Raw genomic sequence first — 17447 nt, forward strand, 5'->3', positions numbered from 1 at the left:
CGTGTCAATCAAGCCATTACAGATGGAGACAAAGCAACTTTGGCTTCTGCAAATAAAACTACAGCAGATACAGCAGCGGTATTACGTCAAGAAGCCTCAGCAGAAACAGCACGTGTCAATCAAGCCATTACAGATGGAGACAAAGCAACTTTAGCCTCTGCAAATAAAACTACAGCAGATACGGCTACAGCCTTGCGTCAAGAAGCTTCTGTGGAAACAGCTCGCGTTAATCAAGCAATTTCTGATGGTGATAAGGCAACTTTGGCTTCTGCAAATAAAACCACAGCGGATACGGCAACTGCTTTACGTCAAGAGGTATCAGCTCAAGTTATTCAGGTAAATAAAACCATCACCGATGGAGACAAGGCAACTTTAGCTTCTGCCAATAAAACGACTGCGGATACAGCTATAGTATTGCGTCAAGAAGCTTCAATAGAATCAGCACGTGTAAATCAAGTAATCACCGATGGTGATAAAGCAACTTTGGCCTCAGCAAACAAAAATACAGCAGATACGGTAGCAATTTTACGTAAAGAGACATTAGCTGAAACTGGTAGGTTGAATACGGTAATTTCAGAAGCAGATGCTAATACCCTTGCGCAAGCGAAAGCATATACTGATGCAAATTTGAATGGTTCCCCAAATGTTGCGGTGAGCTCATCACAAGGTTTACAGCAAGCTACTGCATCTGGACAAGATTCAATAGCAATTGGGCAGAATGCAAGTACGGGTACTGGTGGTGCTTCTGCTTTGGCTATGGGACATAGTGCAACAGCTAACGGAGCTTCATCAATAGCGTTAGGATCTGGTGCACAGGCTTTGGGTGTACAAACTGTTAGTATTGGTACAGGAAATATTGTTAGCGGAGATCGTTCTGGCGCGTTGGGTGATCCAAATATAGTTTCAGGTAGTGCCAGTTATGCTTTTGGTAATGATAACACCATTTCAGGTGATAACACTTTTGTATTGGGTAACAACGTAAACACCTCAGCACAAAATACAGTTGTTCTTGGAAATAACTCAAGCTCAACAAGGAATAATACTGTATCCGTTGGTTCAACAGGGAGTGAGCGTCAAATAACTAATGTTAAGGCAGGGACTATAGATACTGATGCAGTAAATTTAAAGCAAATGAAAGATGCTGATCAAACAATTTTAGCATCAGCCAATGCATTTACAAATGAGACTGCAAAAACGATTAGAAGTGAGGCAACAGCAGAATCTGCACGAATTAATTCTGTAATTGCTAAAACAGGTGTTGATACATTAGCGTCAGCAAAGTCTTATACAGATACGCAAGTAAGCGTATTGGATTCACGTGTTAGTCAATTAAATAGTCGAGTGGGTGATGTAGAGCAAACATCGTATCGGGGGGTTGCAATTGCACTTGCTGCTCAACAGCAAATTCCAAACATTGGTGCAGGTCAAGTTGCAGTATTTGGTGGTGTTGGTCACTATGAAGGCGAATCTGCTGCTGCTTTAGGTCTTGCAAGCGTGCTAAATGATGGCCGTACTGCATTCAGTGCTGCACTAGGTTTTGCTGGTGGTAATGAAGTGGGTGGTCGTGTAGGCGTATCTTATGTGTTTGGCGGTAAATAATTACCCGTAAATACATTTGGATTTAACAAAGAATCCCCGAAAATGCGGGGATTTTTTATATCTCGATTTAAAGCTTAATTAATTGATAAATATGATATTTTTGACAGAATACTAAAAAAATGAATATTTAGGAAAAGTAAACAATAAAAAGGCAACCTTATGGATATTGAAATTGAAAATCATATCATTGGGGAAATATACGATGCCGCGGTCAATCTTTCTTTATGGCCTGAAATACTCAAAAAAATTGTGGATTATACAGCCAGTAAAACCGCAATATTGACAGTATTAGATTTATTAAACCCTAAATATAATATTGTTTTTACATATAATATTCCTCAAGCAAGCATAGACGCTTACCAAGATGAAAATGTGAAAGCAATCGATATGAAGCTTCATGTTCCACTATGGGATAGCATTGGTGTTGGTGGTGTCATGCATTTTGATTTAAGTCACTATGCAAGCAGTACAAATGCAGACAAACAAGAATTTTATGAGAAATGCTTAAAAATTACTGGCATTAGTTATATTGCTGCCGTATTACTCGATAAAGGGGAATATCGCTGGTCAGTTTTAGGTATTCACCGTGAAGCAGTCAATCAAGAGTTTAGTCACGACGAAATGATGTTCTTTCAGCGACTGGGTGTGCATATCCGTCGTAGTTTACAAATCTATAAGCAATTAAGCTTTGCGCAGACAATGGGGCAAAATTTATTTCAAATATTAGACTTAATCAAAATTGGCATTATTTTAATTGATGAAGATAAAGTTTTAAAATACAGCAATAAAGCCGCACAGGCCTTATTAGAGCAATCTAAATTATTCGAATTTGATCAAAAAAATCGTTTGCTGGTCAGGCGGGATCAACAAGCTAAATTTGAAAAAACTGTACAGAGTGCGCTCTATAAGCGCCAAGACACACATCATGATATAGGTGGTGTACTTGAGTTGAAAGCCAAAAATGGACAAGACTATATGCTAAGTATTACACCTTTAAGTAGTATTCAGCATTTAATCCAGATTGAGCAAGGTGCATTTGCTGTGTTGTTCTTATCTGAAAAGCAACAACAATATTCACTTTCGAATGATTACTTAAAGGAAACTTTTGCATTAACTACACGTGAATGTGAAATGTGTGTGCGCTTCGTCAATGGCGCGAATATGGAAGATATTGCGACGCAATGTAGCTTAACAATTAGTTCGGTACGAACGTATTTTAAAAATATTTTTGCCAAAACCCAAAGTACCACTCAGGTTGAATTGATGCGTAAGCTGATGAGTTTGTCGATGGGTTTTGAGCATATTGTGTAATGGAACATGAGCTTCATTCATTAGATCATGTTCCATTCAGTTTATAAGCGACTCAGTGTGCTTACAGGTTCATCTTCATATTGGATATTGATGGTTTTATCGTTGAGGCTATATTTAAAGGTATCTAAGTCATATTTATGCTGACTTAAATCTCCCCATGTGTCGACTAGACCTAGGCAACCTGTGGTGTCGTATTGAACAGATTCGGCTTTTAAAATGCCATTGCTTGCAGAATAAGTTCCATACTCAATACCTGGGCCACCACAGTCTTCATTACTTAGTCCTACGTACAAATATGTTTTGTCGTTATACATGGCGACGAGTGCATCAGCATTTTTCCAAGCACCGACGATGCTGTTGCTTTCACTCGGGAGTTTGGTTAATACAACAGGTGTAGGGTCTTCAGTGAGTAACTGTAACGTTCCTTCTGTTTTGCCATACAGTAAGCTAAATGGTTGACTCGAATCAGAAAGTCCCCAGCCACCATTGGTGTCTTGAGTTAATGGGCTAACCACTGTTAATTTGCCTGTGAGTGGATCCCATTTAAATTTGCCTTGTTCAAATCCAGATTGTCCATCATTGTCGGCAGGTCCTACTTGTGCAAAGATAAAGTGTAGGTATTTATCTTTGTTAACAGTTTCAACTGCACCTTTAATATAGAGCAAAACTCTGGTGCCGTTATTGCTATAACTCCAAACACCTTCATTGTCTTTGGCAAAGCTATCAATGAAGTTTGCTAAGGCCGTTTCTGAAGGGACCACAGCAGTTCCAGATGCTTTTACAGCTTGAAGGAAAGTGGCATCGGCTATAAATGACGCGGTAGGTGTATTCAATACAATTGTTTTGTCTTTTAAAGCCTCTACGGTCTTGGTGGAAATTTCAATACCATTGCTATGATTTTGGTCGGCATCTAAAGATTGAAGCAAAATGATTAAATTGTTGCGGATAACTGGATCTGTAGCGAGTTCAAGTGGAGAGATTTTTGCTTGCGCTGTGACCGAGCCAAGCACTATATCACCGATAGAAAAGGTCACTTTGTCGCCTTCATTATACTTAAATGAACCTTTACCATTTGTTGATGATGCATCACCGGTTGTACCCTCATAGCTGACAACACCTTGGCTATTTTTAGATACATAGTGCACACCACTGATTACAGCATCAGTCAAAATACCAATTTTATTCGTCGTGCTTGGTGTTGTGGGGGTATTTGGATTGCCATTATTATTTGTGGATTGACCATCAGATGAACTGCCACCACCACAGGCTGTGAGGAGTGTAACTATAGCAAGGCTAAGTAGGGTATGTTTCATGGATTGATCCTTTTTGATGCTTCTTGTTATGTTTCGATCTTAAAAATCTTTATTACAATCGACTATCTTCAAATAGGGATGATTTGAAGCTTTTTTTAAGATAAATTTAAGTTTTTGATTTGTTGCATCCACTAAATAAAAATAAAAAATGGCTGTTTGAGTTTTTTGTAGGTTATTATTTTATAAGGTTAATTTTGTTATAATCTAAAAATCCTGCATTGGGGTGTAAATGGATTGATTTATACAATGCACATATTTTTATAAATTTTATTTCATATTCAAATGTTTATTTTTTTCTAAAAATAATGCTGAATTAATAGCCATATTTTATAAGTTTAAATGATTATAATTCGCATTAATTTTTTTGGATTGGTTTTTCGAAGTGCAATATCCACGTTCGACCTTGTCATTTTCAATTCTGGTGGCTTTAAGTTCTATAACTCATGCAGAAGTCTCTCCAGAACCACTCAATACAGAGGCACAACAGCTACAAACAATTACCGTGAAGGCACCCAAGCAAGAAGCCAAATATGTGGCAACTAAAGCACAAGCTGTGCTTCGAACGGATGCTCCATTGTTTGAAACTGCACAAGCCATAAGTGTGTTAACTCAGCAACAACTAGAACAAAAGCAAGTGCAAACAGTTGCGGAAGCATTGGATGGTGTAGCTGGCGTGACTTCCGGCCAATATGGTCGTAGAGGGTGGGATGACTTTGTTATCCGTGGGCAAATTTCAAGCTCGCAAACATATATAGATGGCTTGCGTATTCAAACCTCAGACAATGTTTTACGTTCGGAGGATATTTCTGGGCTTGAATCGATTGAGGTTGTGAAAGGGCCGACTTCAGTTGGATTTGGTTTAAGCTTACCTGGTGGTATGGTCAATCTTACCACCAAACGCCCACATGCAAGCACAGAGGCTAAAGGAACGCTCAGTGTGGGGAGCTATGGATTAAAAGAGGGGACATTCGATCTCAATTATGCACCGAATGACACAGAAAAAGGTGCATTTCGACTGGTTGGTCGGGTATCAGATCAAGATGATCCAACCGATCAAGTTTTTTTCAAAAATTATTATATTGCACCATCTTATAATTTTGATTTAGGTGAAAAAGATGAGCTTTCGGTTATCGCCAGTTATCAGCATAGAAATTATTTACGCCAGCAAGGTATACCTTTTAGTAATGGAGAATATATAAATTATTCGCATAACTTATTTTTTGGTGATCCAGATTATGGTTATGACGTGGATGTGTACCGCTTAGGGGCGAACTATGCACATTATTTTGATAATGATTGGATTTTTAAACAAAATTTTGCTGTGACACAAACCAATACTGTTGGTAATTCTATCTTAGCGTCAGGGCGTAGTAGCTTGCCCATTATTAAGCGTGCAATTAATAATCAAGATAAACAAGATGTCAATTATGCATTGGACACCAATGTGCAGCGTAAGTTTGACTTTGGCGCAGTGCAATATGATTTGATGGCGGGTTTAGATTTAATGCACGAGCGCAGTGATTATTATCGCCGTACAGATACCATTAATGACTTTAATTTGAATGCACCCAATTATGGTGATGTTGTCATTAAAAAGCCGGGTACACCTAGCCATGAAATGACGTATAGCCAGTATGCTGGAGCATATATACGTAATACGCTAAGCATTGATGATACCTGGATCATTGGTTTATCTGGGCGTCATGATTGGACACAGGTAGAAATTAATAATTTACTCAATGGCTCAAATCAGAAAAACTCCGATAATGCATTTACGGGTAGTGCTTCTGTCATGTATCGCATTAATGACATGTTTGCGCCCTATATGAGTTATTCGACCTCCTTTATGCCTGTAACAGATTCAGGCGAAGATGGTCGCTTATTAAATCCAGAAAAAGGTCAGCAGACTGAAATTGGGGTCAAGCTCCAAGCCTTGGATCAACGCTTACAAGGCTACGTGGCTTATTATGATTTGACCCGTAAAAATGTAACAGAAACAGATAGCTCTGGAAATTTTTCAATCCAAACAGGTGAGCAAAAAACCAAAGGTTATGAAGCAGAGCTGGCGGCAACGTTGAATCCACAGTGGAAAGTATTGGCTAGCTATAGTTATATTCCGACAGCAGAAGTCACTGAGAGCTTGACTGCAAGCGAGATTGGCAAGCGTACGAATCATGTGGCGAAAAACGCAGCATCATTGTCAACGCAGTATTATTTTAGTCCAGATCAATTGGGTTGGCGTGTAGGGGCTGGTATGCGTTATCAAGGAGCACGTACTGCACAGCGTGGCACAGATTATGTAGACCTTCCAACTTATGTGCTTTTTGATGTAAATGCAGGTTATGAAGCCAAAGACTGGAGTGTAGGGTTAAGCCTGAAAAATCTATTTGACCGTGAGTATTTGGCAGGCACAACGCCGAATGCACAGTTGGTGAATTGGGGAGACCCGCGTATGCTACGTTTTAACCTAAGTTTTAAATATTAATTCATTATTTAATGATTGTAGAACTGATAAAAAATCCCTGCTCAAGAGCAGGGATTTTTGTTTGCGAATACCAAATGGGAGAAACTAAGCGCTGAGCAAAAACTTAGGATTTAGTGCTGTTCTTTAATTAGTTTGTAATTCAATTTTGTATCAAGTGCTTGACCTGTTTCCTTATCGCGAGCTTCAGCAAAATTTTCACCAATAAAGAATTTACGTTGATCGGCATTCTGATCGAGGGTAATCACTGAAGGTTGATTGGCATCAAAACTAAATGTTCCTTTGACTTTAGACTCGTGTTCTTTGCCTTTACCTTGATATTCCTCTGTCAATTCATAGGTTTTATCTGATTTTAACTCAAGCTCAGTTTTAATGCCTTCGCAGTCTGCGCAAGGGAATACCCCTTTATATTCGCCTGCCCAATCTAAGGCATTTTCAGCGCTATCACTGGTAGATACAGAGGGAGTTGTGGTGTTAGTAGATGTTGCTTGTTCAGTTTTTTCAGGTGTTTGTGGTGCTGTCGTTGTATCATTTTTACTACAAGCACTTAATGCAACTAGAGATAGTAAGCTAATGAAGATAATCTTTTTCACGTGATTTGACTACCGTATGAGGATGAATAAAAAATAATCTATTTTAAAATAAGCTTGTACAGTGATCTTGTAAACGTATAAAAGTCTAGATGAAATTTTGACGCTAGCGCCTGAACAGATGTATTTTATTTGGTTGTTTATTAAGCGAATCTGTGTGTTAATTTGCAATAACATCAGTACAATCAGGGCACTTTAAATGGGGTGTGAGTGGTTGCTGTGTTAGAAAAATTGGCAGAAAAAAGTCTCAATGCAATGGGTTGGGAAATTGATAATCATTGGCCACTTGATTTGGATCAATGCGTAATGATTGCTGCACCACATACCAGCAATTGGGATGCACTTTATGCACGCTTAGCATTAAAGGCAATGGGTGTAAATGTCCGCATTACGATTAAAGACAGCTATATGAAATTTCCATTTGGACCTTTTGTTCGCGCAATGGGTGGCATAGGAATTGACCGTCGACCAAAAGTTGAGGGTGAGCAACGTTTAAGTATGGTTGAAGTCATGAGCAACTTATTTAAAGATCATCCCAAGTTGGTCATGTTAGTTACACCTGAAGGTACTCGCGCGAAACAAGAACAGTGGAAAACTGGCTTTTACCATGTTGCAACCAATGCAGGTGTGCCAATTGCATTGGCTTATATGGACTATGCCAAGAAAAAAACGGGTGTAGGCAAGATTGTTTATCCGACTGGGGATTATGAAAAAGATATGGCGGAAATTATGGATTTTTATGCACAAATCCATGCCAAATTCCCAGAAAGCTTTAGTGTAGATCAGCGCTATTATGTTGAATAAAAAATAGGGCATAAGCCCTATTTTTTATGGTGGTTGCAGGTTTATGGCAACGCTTTACAAGGTATATTTTATTTAAGGCTGTATGCCACCTAAATTTTGACAGGCTGCTTTATAAATAAAGAATTGTTGCTCAATCACTTGATCTAAAGGTAAATCAAACAAGTGTTCTCCTTGTTTGTAGCTTTGAATATAGTATTGCGCTTTTTGTTTGCTCGATGCCAATTTGTGCTCATGAAAACTGGTAATCGAGCTGCTCCCCATTTGGGATGTTTCAATGTTATTGCAATGAAACTGAGCATATAATTTTTCGGCTTTACGGATTTCGCTAGATGTGCCAAACATACAACCTGTAAGCAACAGCAGTAGTACAGGCATGAAAATATATTTCATGAGAGATCAATAGGAGGTGTGGGCGTATAAATGACTATTGTATAAATATCTAAAATTAAAACTGTATAGATTTTTTGAACAATTGATCAAAAAATAAAAAAATAGATCTGACATATACATGGGTAAATTGATTTTAGCTGAAAATAACTAAATTCAACCGAGATTAAAATATTCGTCAGAGGAAAAAGTTTTGAATTTAACCCAGCAAAAAATGCATTTTGATGACTTAAATATACGGACGTTTACATCTTCTTCAAGGTCTCTTCAGAATATATCTGAATAATCAGCTTCATGTATGGTGGGATGTCAAAGGTTGCACTGATGTTATTAACACGTTGTAAAAAGTCTTTCGCAATTTTATGTTTAGTTTTGGCCAGTTCAAGTTATGCTGCTGATGTTCCAACAGATATACATGCGATGACAACACCACAAACCATAGCTGTGACACATCTCATTCCAATGACCAGTGCAGTATTGAGCTCAGTTGGTCATTCTGATGATCCAGATATTAAAGAGGCAAGGGAAGAAGAGTCTCCCGTACGTGATTCGAGACCTTTACGTACAACACGGCCCAAGTAGCGAAGTCTTTTGCTTTAAGTCGCTTGTACGATACTACTGAAAACAAGAAAGCAACCTGAAGAGAATAACAAGGTCAAAACACTGTGTTTAAATTGACGCTCTGAAATTTTATAAAATAGTTTTGCACCCAGCATTGCGGGAACACTTACTGCAATGAGTAATAGCAAGGCATAGGGTAATAGTTTGGTCTGTAACGTACCTTGGGCTAAATAAGCTACGAGGGTAAACAGTTGAATGGCAAAATTAAAATGGCGCAATATATAGCGCTGTTCTTGCTTTGGGCGTTGTTTGAGCATGAGCCATGCGGAAGGCAGTGAGCCACAGAACCCGCCCAAGCCACCTAAAATACCGCCCAAAAAACCTATACTGGCATCTGCATAATGACCAGACTGTTGAATCTTTTTAATTTGTGGATTAAACAGCATGATGGGGCACCACAGAATTAAAAATACACCAAGCAATAGCTTGAAAGTATCTGCCTGAATTAAATCTAAAAAATAGCTACCCAAGGGCACGCCAATTAAGCCTGCAATAATATAGGGAAGAACTAATTGTCGCGACGAAGTATGTTGTCCGCGTTCTTGTCTGAGGGAAATCACATGACTCCACACGGAAGCAAGTACCACTAAAGGTGCGGCTAATTGTGGTGGAAGTACCCAAACCCAAAAAGACATGGCCACGAGTGCAAAGGCAAAACCTGTTAAGCCTTGTACAAAGCCTGCAAGCATTGCACCAATGATAAAAATCAGCCAAGTCATGACAATCATATACGTTAATTGAGGCGCTTATCTTAGCGAATTAAAAGTACTTTATTTAAATGCAATTGGCCTAAGCTTAGCTGAAATTACGATATGTCTTGGATATATAAATACAAAAAGGATCTTTTGTGATTACGACTAAAAAAGACGCATATTGCGTCTTTTTGGGGAGAAAGCTATTGAACGGGCAAATGCACAAAGTTCTAAAGTAGCGCTAAAGCTAAAATTTAAGCGGGTACAGTTTTTTGAAATAAGCCTGCACGTACGGTTCCTGCTTTGGTTTCTTTAACTTTATGCCACGTATGAGGGAGTGTCAGTTGGCTTAAATCACGATCGGCTTCAACATAAATAAAGCCTTGGTCTTTAATGAGTGGGTCCGCTAAAGTAGCTAATTCTTGCCATAAATCTAAGCCATACGGCGGATCTAAAAACACCAAATCAAATTGTTGTTTTAAGCTGGGTAAGGCTTGTTGTGCAGTGCTCACTTTGAGTTGAGCTTGTGCCTTGGTCACACGTAGTAACTCAAGGTTTTGGGTTAAAAATTGAGCCTGATTGCGGTCAGGTTCAATCATCACAACTTGGCTTGCACCCCGAGACAGCGCTTCAAAAGCCAAAGCCCCTGAGCCTGCGCAAATATCTAAAACTTGTGCATTTTGCACATCCCACATCAGCCAGTTAAATAGTGTTTCACGTACTCGGTCAGGCGTTGGTCGAAGACCATCAATCGATGCGAATGGGAGTTGGCGACGTTTCCACTCTCCGCCAATAATACGTAATTGATTTTTCATAATTCAACTCATTCTACATCGTTTGATGGTGTAACTGGTGCAGTAATAGGTGCAGATGCTACTGGGCTTGATGCAGGTGCTGCATTGTGGCTATTTGCGTTACTATTGCTTTGAGTCGTTGCATTCGGGTCCGCAGATAATATAGTGCTACCACTAGGCAGTTCACCTGGTTTAATACCAGCAGTCATTAGGCCACCGCTAATTTGATGGTTAGCAGGACGAATAGGGTTTTTCTTACGTTGCAATAACCAATAATCAAAAATTGGACGCGCTAACTGGGCCGCCGAGCCACCATGACGACCATTTTCCCATACTACGGCAATCGCAATTTCAGGATTTTCTGCAGGTGCAAAGCCCACAAACAAACCGTGGTCCAGCTGACGTTCTGTTAATAGTGCTTCGTTGTAACGTTTACCCTGCGCAATACTTTTAACCTGAGCTGTCCCTGTTTTACCTGCAATATGATACATCGGTGTACGAATACCACGGCCTGTACCGCTTTCCACTACATCAACCATCGCATCACGCATTTTGATCCAATCTTCAGGCTTACCATTAAATTCGATATGGCCATCAGGTGCATTGTGTGCTTTATAGGCTTTAAAGCCTTTACTGTCACGGAGTACATGGGGAGTCACATGCGCGCCCTGATTGGCTGTGATTGCGGTTGCCATGGCTAGTTGTAGTGGTGTAGCTGTAAAAGCACCTTGGCCAATACTGACTGAAATGGTTTCACCTTTGAGCCATTTTGACTTACGGGTACGCATTTTCCATTCAGGGCTTGGGTATAGACCTTCACTTTCACTTGGTAAATCTACGCCAGTTTTCGAACCAAAACCAAATTGGCGCATCCAAGTGTTCATTTTTTCAATACCCATACGATACGACAGGATATAGAAATAAGTATCACAGGAAACGTTTTGAGCTTTATGCATATTCACAGAACCGTGACCTGTTTTTTTATGGTCACGGAAGCGGTGGCTATCACCTGGTAAAGTGAAATAACCCGGATCGGCAATCGCCGTATTCCAATCCACTAAATTATAGTGCAACCCACCCATACCAAACATTGGTTTAATGGTCGAACCTGGTGGGTACGCGCCTTGTACAGCACGGTTATATAGTGGCTGATCTAAATTATCACGTAGTGCGCTATAGTCCTTGCTGCTAATCCCTGTCACAAAAAGGTTGGGGTTAAAGCTTGGGCTAGACACGAGCGCTAAAATTTCACCTGTACGTGGGTCCATGGCAATAATTGCACCACGGCGCCCCGCCAGTTGTTCTGAGGCAATGGTTTGCAAGCCATAATCTAAAGATAAAAACAGATCATTACCGCGAACAGGATCTTTACGGCCTAAATGACGTAACACATTTCCGTGCGCATCTGCTTCAACAGATTCATTGCCAGGTAAACCATGTAATAACTCTTCATAAGACTTTTCTACCCCAATTTTACCAATCAGGTTTGTCCCCGCGTAGAGGTCTTTATCAATACTTTTTAGTTCTTTGTCATTAATACGCCCGACATAACCAATCACATGGGCAAACAGTTCGCCATGTGGATAATAGCGCGTCATTTGGGTCTCTATATTGACCCCAGGGAACTGATATTTAACTTCACTAAATTTGGCAATCTCAATTTCATTTAAATTGAGTTTAAGTGCAACACGTTCGGTTTTTTTAGAGGTTTTAATACGACTTTTGAAGCGATCAATATCCTCTTCAGTCAAATTTAAAATTGGAATTAAACGTGCAACAGTGTCATCAATATCAGGAATATCTGCACGGCTCATTGTGGCAGAAAATACTGGATAATTATCTGCCAGCAATACGCCATTGCGGTCATAAATATAACCACGAGCAGGCGCTAAAGGCTGTAGGCGAATACGGTTTTGATCTGATGCCGTTGAAAACTCTTGATAACTGCTGATTTGGAGATAGGCATAACGCACGACCAACAACAGCATAAAGAAAATAACAATACCCGCTGAAATCAGTACCCGATTGCGATAAATGCGCTTTTCTTGCTGTACATTTTTTAAAGGAAAGTGCTGCTTCATACGCGATCGGCTTGACTCAGAAACTAGAGGGAAATTTGAAGATCATTATTCTAACGCAAATGCAGTTTTTTTGATAAATAAAAAAAGTCCGTTTCGTATGTTCTGTTTAAACTTTGACTTTGTAGACATGAAAAAGGTAAATTCCAGTATATAAGGATGCGAATAATTCTGATAAAGTCAAATCGCATAAAAATAGGAAATCTATTACAAATATAATTAAGGAAGATGGTGGAAATAATGAACAAAGTTTATTCTTTGTTAGCTTTCATATTGGTGACCAATGCTGCCTATGCCCAAGACAATAGCTTTCTGCCAGAAGCAAAGCTAAAGCAAGGTGATGCGCAGACATTAAACCTCGGGGTCGGTTTTACGCAAAAAATGATCCATTTAAATACCGAATGGGTGAATCCATACGGCATTGCTTATGTGAAAGGCGGTGTATATTTAAATGATGATCATACCGCAGGTGGGCAAGTTGGCTTTCGCTACCCAGTGCAATTTACAGGTAAAGATAAAAACGGTTATTACCTAGGTGTATACGCAGGCCATATTGACAGTAAAAAAGTCGATAATAGCTATGAAAGTCGCTTAGGCGGTGGTGTGGATTTAGCCTATGTCATGATGAGCCGTGAACGAATCAGCACATTTAGTGTGGGTATTGGTGCGGGTGAAAAACTCACGAATCAGGATGGCACTGTTGCTGCAGAAACAAAACCACAGCTACAATTCTCCTATACTATAAGTATCGGATTATAGTAACAATATTGCCTGTGAACTCTTTAGAATTGACTTAATAAAATTAAATATGGAAATGATACATGCTTGAGTACGTCAGTGAATTATGGCAAACCTTTACGCAACGTCCAGATTTTTGGGCCGTGCTCAGCATTATCCCTGTTACTGCATTTGTTACATGGGCACATGTATGGATGGCGCTAAAAATGGTGTTTTACCCAATTAATTTTTGGGGTTTCCATATAGGTCCATTGCCTGTGGGTTGGCAGGGGATTGTGCCACGTAAAGCGGGTCGTATCTCTGGGATTATTACCGATAATACGCTATCAAAATTAGGCTCTTTACAAGAGTTTTTAAATGCGATGGACCCTGAAGACATGGCGCGTATTATTGGTGAGCAAGTGGGCTTTGAGCTCGAACATCTCATTGATGAAGTCATGATCGATCGTAATGCCGTGCTTTGGGAAAACCTTCCATATTCGATCAAACGTCGAATTTATGCGCAAGCGCAAAAACAATTGCCAGGTACCTTAAAAGAACTTGTGACCGAACTGACCATGAACGTCGAGTCATTGGTCAACATGCGTGACATGGTAGTTAGTCAAATGGAAGGCGACCGTAAGCTTATGGTACGCATGTTCTTAAAAGTGGGTCAAAAAGAGATCAACTTTATTTGGCATATTAGTGCACTTATTGGGATGTTCTTTGGTATTTTCCAAATGATCGTTTGGTTTGTGGTGCCTTGGCATTGGACAGTTCCATTTTGGGCAGCTATCTGGGGCTTCTTGACCAACTGGATTGCCATTTGGATGGTGTTTAACCCTGTAGAGCCACACTATGTACGCTATCCACAGTTTTTTGAGTTGACCAAGGGACGCAAATTTCCATGGATTAAACCTGTAATTCCACGTATGGGAACTTACAATATTCAAGGTGCGTTTATGAAGCGCCAGGAAGAAGTGTCCGATGTCTTTGCCAGTGTAGTCACTGAAGAATTAATCACCTTAAAGTCAATTATGACGGAAATGATGTATGGTTCTAAAAAAGACAAAACACGCCGTATTGTGAAGCGCCATATTAATGAAATTATGGAAACACCATTGGTGAGAACGTCTTTACAGCTGTCTTTAGGACCAAAAGAATACGCAAAACTCAAGACAGACTTGATTGACCGCTCAATAGAAATTACGATGGTGCCTGTATGCGACCCTGCGTTTAATGCGAGCCGTGCACAGAAAATCTTTCAAATGTTTAAAGACCGTATCCGCGAGTTAACGCCAAAAGAATTTCAAAACCTATTACGACCTGCTTTTCAGGAAGATGAATGGATTTTGATTGTACTTGGGGGTGTAACTGGTTTTATCGCTGGTACAATACATTTGTTCGTGGCTTTCTTATAATTAGATGCTGGCCAGCAAGATCGAATTTGATTGATCATCGCTGAGCAGTGTCATACATATTGTTTTAAATGAGGATGTTTATTTATGCGCATTATTTTACTCGGACCACCTGGAGCAGGTAAAGGTACACAAGCTCAGCTGATCTGTAAGCGCTACAATGTCCCACAAATTTCAACCGGTGATATGCTCCGTGCTGCAATTCGTGAAGGAACTGAACTAGGCCTTAAAGCTAAAAGCGTGATGGACAACGGTGGCTTGGTTTCAGATGAGCTGATTATTGGTCTTGTAAAAGAACGTATTGCTCAACCTGACTGTGTAAACGGCTGCATCTTCGACGGTTTCCCTCGTACAATTCCACAAGCGGAAGCGTTGGAAAATGAAGGCATCAATATCGATCACGTGATTGAAATTGATGTACCAGACGAAGAAATCGTTCAACGTCTTTCTGGTCGTCGTCAGCACCCTGCATCTGGTCGTGTTTACCATATCGTCTACAACCCACCAAAAGTGGAAGGTAAAGATGACGAAACTGGTGAAGATCTTGTACAACGTCCAGATGACCAAGAAGAAACGATCCGTAAGCGTTTAGCTTCATATCACACTGAAACAGAACAATTGGTTGGTTTCTACCAAGGCCGTGCGGCTTCTGGTGAAAATGCACCTACGTATGACAAATTGAATGGTCTTCGTCCAATCGAGAACGTTCAAACTGATTTGTTTGCGATTTTAGATCAGTCAAAATAATTCGATTTTTCGAATTTTGACTTTCAAAGAGCCCTAAGTCATATTAGGGCTCTTTTTGTTGGTTTTGATAAATAGGTTAAATCATGGAAATAGGTGTTGTTTTAATGATGCTGGTGACGGTTGCTGTCGTCATTGGTGTTTCTGTGATGAGTTATAAAATGCTGGTAAATGTACGTAAGCAAGAAGCTTTAGAACGAAAACAAGCAGGTGCTCCTGAGCGCCAATTGCATCCTAAAATTAAACAACAACAAGATCAAAATAATAAATAAGCTATTGATTTTGGATCATTCATAAAAAAGCTGAACTTAAAGTTCAGCTTTGCTGTTTTTGATTTGTATGGGGCGGGTTGCGCCAAATTCAAAGCGGTCTGGCCAGTTGCAAACATCGGACACAATGCATTCATTACATTTGGGTTTACGTGCAATACAGCAATAACGACCATGTAAAATGAGCCAATGATGAGAGTCTACAATAAATTCTTTGGGGATGACTTTTACTAAGCGGTGTTCGACTTCGAGCACATTTTTGCCTACCGCTAATCCAGTACGATTACCTAAACGAAAAATATGTGTATCTACCGCCATTGTAGGTTGGCCAAATGCAGTATTCAGCACCACATTGGCCGTTTTACGTCCTACACCGGGTAAGGCTTCAAGGTCGGCACGGTTATTTGGCACAATACTGTTATGCTTTTCAATGAGCATTTTGCAGGCTTTAATCACATTTTCGGCTTTTGAATTATATAAACCAATGGTCTTGATATATTCTTTGAGTCCTTCTACACCTAGGGCATAAATGGCTTCAGGCGTATTGGCAACGGGGAATAATTTATCTGTGGCTTTATTTACGCTTACATCGGTCGCTTGTGCGGACAGCGTAACGGCAACCAATAATTCAAAAGGATTAGAATAATTGAGTTCTGTTTCTGGGTGCGGACGCTGCGCTCTTAAGCGTTCAAAAAAAGTCTGAATTTGCTTTTTAGTCATGTTTTTTACAGTCATGCAGATGCTCCTTGCAATGCATTGAGTTGTGCAGTCAGTTGCTCAAGCATTTGGCGTTTATTGGCATCCTCACGCACACTAAGCTGTTTTTCTAACTTCTTAATTTGTGTGCGAATTTTAGCTAATTCAATTGTGGTTTTTGCATCCAGTTTAACCGCAACTGGTTCAGGTTTTTCAGCCACTTGTATGTCAGGCATAGCGGTAGATTGCGCAGAAAATTGAGCAAAAAGAGCAGTATCAATTTCAGCACGAACAACAGGCCCTTTACGATCTACACGACGCTTTTCTTCACGTTGAATGTGTGAGTAATAACGATCACGTAAATCATTTTGCTCAGCAATACGAATAATGTCTGTCGGAACACTTTGTAAATCTTCGACCAAATCAATGCAGTCTACAGGGCAGGGTGGAATACATAGTTCACAACCTGTGCATAAATCGGTCAAAATGGTATGCATCAGTTTGCCAGAGCCAATGATGGCATCTACTGGGCAGGCACTAATACATTTGGTGCAACCAATACATTCATCTTCACGAATAACGGCTTTCATTCGTTGTGGGCGACCATCGCTCTGTGTTGGCCAAACACTTTCTTCAGCGGTCAGTTTGTCACGACCTAACAAACTGGCGAGTGCATCAGCAACAGGCTGACCACCTGGAACACATTTGTTGGCATCTTCACCTTCCGCAATCGATTTGGCATAAGGTAAGCAACCATCGCGGTGACCACATAAGCCACACTGGGTTTGCGGTAACAAGGCATCGATACTTTGGATAAGGGAAAATTGAGTGTTCATGTGAAACCAAAACTGCGGGGCAGACAAAATGTTAAAAAATGGCTGAAAAGCAATACTAGCATGTTTTTGAACATAATTCTTCTGCACGAAAATAGC

17 protein-coding genes are annotated in these 17447 nt (G+C 40.0%); 9 read left to right on the top strand and 8 right to left on the bottom strand.

Annotated features, from left to right (window positions below):
* The coding region (locus EXE29_RS11900) for a YadA family autotransporter adhesin (protein WP_120364761.1) at positions 1–1599 on the top strand (1599 nt) is incomplete at its 5' end.
* 159 nt (positions 1600–1758) lie between these two features.
* The gene (locus EXE29_RS11905; RefSeq protein WP_106986151.1) at positions 1759–2910 is read left to right on the top strand and encodes a LuxR C-terminal-related transcriptional regulator; all 1152 of its coding nucleotides are present in this window, start codon (positions 1759–1761) and stop codon (positions 2908–2910) included.
* Between the two features lie 41 nt (positions 2911–2951).
* On the opposite strand, the gene EXE29_RS11910 is transcribed toward EXE29_RS11905, so the two are convergent.
* Positions 2952–4223, bottom strand: a complete 1272-nt coding sequence (locus EXE29_RS11910; protein ID WP_120364760.1) for a hypothetical protein — start codon at positions 4221–4223, stop codon at positions 2952–2954.
* A 382-nt stretch (positions 4224–4605) separates the two neighbouring features.
* Here EXE29_RS11910 and EXE29_RS11915 point away from each other — a divergent pair, with 382 nt between their 5' ends.
* The gene (locus EXE29_RS11915) at positions 4606–6708 is read left to right on the top strand and encodes a TonB-dependent siderophore receptor (RefSeq protein ID WP_120364759.1); all 2103 of its coding nucleotides are present in this window, start codon (positions 4606–4608) and stop codon (positions 6706–6708) included.
* Between the two features lie 110 nt (positions 6709–6818).
* Here the strand turns inward: EXE29_RS11915 and EXE29_RS11920 are convergent, their stop codons facing one another.
* Entirely contained in the window at positions 6819–7298 is a 480-nt protein-coding gene (locus tag EXE29_RS11920) for a copper resistance protein NlpE (protein WP_117007935.1), read from the bottom strand.
* Between the two features lie 216 nt (positions 7299–7514).
* On the opposite strand from EXE29_RS11920, the gene EXE29_RS11925 reads away from it, so the two are divergent.
* Positions 7515–8099, top strand: a complete 585-nt coding sequence (locus tag EXE29_RS11925; RefSeq protein ID WP_117007954.1) for a 1-acyl-sn-glycerol-3-phosphate acyltransferase — start codon at positions 7515–7517, stop codon at positions 8097–8099.
* Between the two features lie 72 nt (positions 8100–8171).
* Here EXE29_RS11925 and EXE29_RS11930 read toward each other — a convergent pair whose 3' ends face one another.
* Positions 8172–8489 carry a hypothetical protein gene (locus EXE29_RS11930; RefSeq protein ID WP_120364758.1) on the bottom strand — a complete coding sequence of 106 codons (318 nt, stop codon included), beginning with the start codon at positions 8487–8489 and terminating at the stop codon, positions 8172–8174.
* A 321-nt stretch (positions 8490–8810) separates the two neighbouring features.
* On the opposite strand from EXE29_RS11930, the gene EXE29_RS11935 reads away from it, so the two are divergent.
* Positions 8811–9068 carry a hypothetical protein gene (locus EXE29_RS11935; RefSeq protein WP_120366151.1) on the top strand — a complete coding sequence of 86 codons (258 nt, stop codon included), beginning with the start codon at positions 8811–8813 and terminating at the stop codon, positions 9066–9068.
* A 14-nt stretch (positions 9069–9082) separates the two neighbouring features.
* On the opposite strand, the gene EXE29_RS11940 is transcribed toward EXE29_RS11935, so the two are convergent.
* The 3 genes from EXE29_RS11940 to mrdA form a co-directional block, all read right to left on the bottom strand.
* Positions 9083–9826, bottom strand: coding sequence for a sulfite exporter TauE/SafE family protein (locus EXE29_RS11940; RefSeq protein ID WP_106986159.1), 744 nt, complete (start codon positions 9824–9826; stop codon positions 9083–9085).
* Between the two features lie 227 nt (positions 9827–10053).
* Entirely contained in the window at positions 10054–10614 is a 561-nt protein-coding gene (gene rsmD / locus EXE29_RS11945) for a 16S rRNA (guanine(966)-N(2))-methyltransferase RsmD (protein WP_106986145.1), read from the bottom strand.
* 8 nt (positions 10615–10622) lie between these two features.
* A complete protein-coding gene (mrdA, locus tag EXE29_RS11950; protein WP_106986144.1) occupies positions 10623–12674 on the bottom strand; it encodes a penicillin-binding protein 2 in 2052 nt (683 codons plus the stop codon).
* Between the two features lie 237 nt (positions 12675–12911).
* Between mrdA and EXE29_RS11955 the strand changes: the two genes are divergently transcribed.
* The 4 genes from EXE29_RS11955 (at position 12912) to EXE29_RS11970 (ending at position 15822) form a co-directional block, all read left to right on the top strand.
* Positions 12912–13430, top strand: coding sequence for a hypothetical protein (locus EXE29_RS11955; protein WP_106986143.1), 519 nt, complete (start codon positions 12912–12914; stop codon positions 13428–13430).
* Positions 13431–13492: 62 nt separating this feature from the next.
* Positions 13493–14809 (top strand): DUF445 domain-containing protein, encoded by a 1317-nt coding sequence (locus EXE29_RS11960; RefSeq protein WP_120364757.1) that lies wholly within the window; start codon positions 13493–13495, stop codon positions 14807–14809.
* 84 nt (positions 14810–14893) lie between these two features.
* Positions 14894–15553, top strand: a complete 660-nt coding sequence (gene adk / locus EXE29_RS11965; RefSeq protein WP_106986141.1) for an adenylate kinase — start codon at positions 14894–14896, stop codon at positions 15551–15553.
* An 83-nt stretch (positions 15554–15636) separates the two neighbouring features.
* Positions 15637–15822, top strand: coding sequence for a hypothetical protein (locus EXE29_RS11970; RefSeq protein ID WP_106986140.1), 186 nt, complete (start codon positions 15637–15639; stop codon positions 15820–15822).
* Positions 15823–15858: 36 nt separating this feature from the next.
* On the opposite strand, the gene nth is transcribed toward EXE29_RS11970, so the two are convergent.
* Both nth and EXE29_RS11980 read right to left on the bottom strand, forming a co-directional pair.
* Positions 15859–16554, bottom strand: coding sequence for an endonuclease III (gene nth, locus EXE29_RS11975; protein WP_106986139.1), 696 nt, complete (start codon positions 16552–16554; stop codon positions 15859–15861).
* Positions 16551–17378 (bottom strand): RnfABCDGE type electron transport complex subunit B, encoded by an 828-nt coding sequence (locus EXE29_RS11980; RefSeq protein WP_265936312.1) that lies wholly within the window; start codon positions 17376–17378, stop codon positions 16551–16553. Before EXE29_RS11980 ends, nth begins: the two co-directional genes overlap by 4 nt.
* Positions 17379–17447: the final 69 nt, after the last annotated feature.

Origin of the sequence: Acinetobacter sp. WCHAc060006 (assembly GCF_004209135.1) — a bacterium.
In the GTDB taxonomy this organism is placed as follows: Bacteria; Pseudomonadota; Gammaproteobacteria; order Pseudomonadales; family Moraxellaceae; genus Acinetobacter; species Acinetobacter cumulans.